At 61.6% G+C, this 1,373-nt stretch carries 2 protein-coding genes; one reads left to right on the top strand and one right to left on the bottom strand.

What is annotated here, in order from left to right; genetic code table 11:
* Positions 1–221: 221 nt before the first annotated feature.
* Positions 222–773 (bottom strand): DDE-type integrase/transposase/recombinase, encoded by a 552-nt coding sequence (locus CLV70_RS38815; RefSeq protein WP_281260543.1) that lies wholly within the window; start codon positions 771–773, stop codon positions 222–224.
* A 77-nt stretch (positions 774–850) separates the two neighbouring features.
* Here CLV70_RS38815 and CLV70_RS40245 point away from each other — a divergent pair, with 77 nt between their 5' ends.
* Positions 851–1,327, top strand: coding sequence for a hypothetical protein (locus CLV70_RS40245; protein WP_170148715.1), 477 nt, complete (start codon positions 851–853; stop codon positions 1,325–1,327).
* Positions 1,328–1,373 lie beyond the last annotated feature (46 nt).

Here is a 1,373-nt window from a genome sequence, read left to right as displayed (position 1 = left end):
TCGATGGCTCCACGTCTGTTTCGAGGACCGCCCGAAACTACCGATTCACCCGTGTCATCCCGAATCGGCTGCCATTCCTCGCTGAGATCGGTTCAGTGGCTGTTCATGGCTCGGGATTGGTCTCGGCGTAGGCTGACCAGAGCAGGGCGTCGGTGTAGCAGGGTGGGCTCGATGACCAGCAGCGGTAAACGGGGCTTGCCCCCGGAATTCGGACACGGGGTTTATGCGGCTGTCGCTGGCGTAGTCGCTGGAGTTCGGGTGTTTTCGTAGTTGTTCGGTGATTGATATCCCAGCCGGGAGTGCCGGCGGACGGTGTTGTAGCGGTGCAGCCGGCGGAAACTACTCAGGCGGGCGTCGCGTTCGTCGGCGAAGGTGTGTCGGCCTTGCAGCGTCTCGCGTTTGAACGTGGCGTTTAACGACTCCGCGAGGGCGTTGTCGGCCGAACTCCCGACCGCGCTCATCGACTGCCGGACCCCCGCATGCTTGCAGGCTTCAGCGAAGGCTCTCGATGTGCATTGTGCTCCGTGATCGGTATGCATGATCGTCCCGTCCAGGCTTCCCCGGGTCCGTTCGGCGTTGAGGGCGTCGATGACGAGTTCGGTACGCATGTGATCCGCGATCGTCCACCCAGTCAGACGAGGGGAGTGCAGGTCGATAACCGTTGCCGGATAGAGGAATCCGCGATTCGGGACGGGCACGACACGGCCATCGCACTGCGTGTCCTGGATCTCCAGTTGATGTATCCAGGTGTGTGGATAACCGCGAACCAACACGCGAGCGGCGGCGCTGATCTGGTCTGCTGGAACTGCGCCGCAAAGGCCACCCACGGTGCCGAACAGGAGGTTTGGGTGTGGAGTTCAAGGCCGTGGGGCAGGGCGGAAAGACCGCTTCCACGAGCTTGGCGGCCGGTATCGAATGGCGCCTCCAGGCCCTTCTCGCCGGCGATGCCCTTGAGATTCAGGATCGCGTCGATGCCGACCGTGTGCGCGTCCAGAACCAACCGCTGAAGGCCAAGAACGCCGTGGTCAAAGGCGGGGAGCCCTTCCTGCATCAGAGCAGCTCGGTGGTTCCGAACAATCCGGACGAGATCGTGACCGTGTATTCCGACCCCGACCCGGACAAGAAAGGCGTCGAGTGGTACGAGGTCAGGAAGTACAAGAAGCCCTTCGCAATTACGAGCCCTGAGTACAAGAAGGGTTATGAGGCACACGTGGCAGCCATCGACGTCAACAATGATACTCAGCAGCATCGGATGAACTTGAGAGCCGGGCTGGTCGACCTCGATTCGTCAGAGGGATTTGATCCCCTCCCGTCCGTTTCGGCTTGACCGTTTTGTCCCTCGTTAGTGGGTGCGGGTCGGCCGCGTGACGTTG

The sequence above is a fragment of the Pseudosporangium ferrugineum genome (assembly GCF_003002065.1).
Classification (GTDB): Bacteria; Actinomycetota; Actinomycetes; order Mycobacteriales; family Micromonosporaceae; genus Actinoplanes; species Actinoplanes ferrugineus_A.
This window is presented reverse-complemented; position numbering and strand designations above follow the sequence as displayed.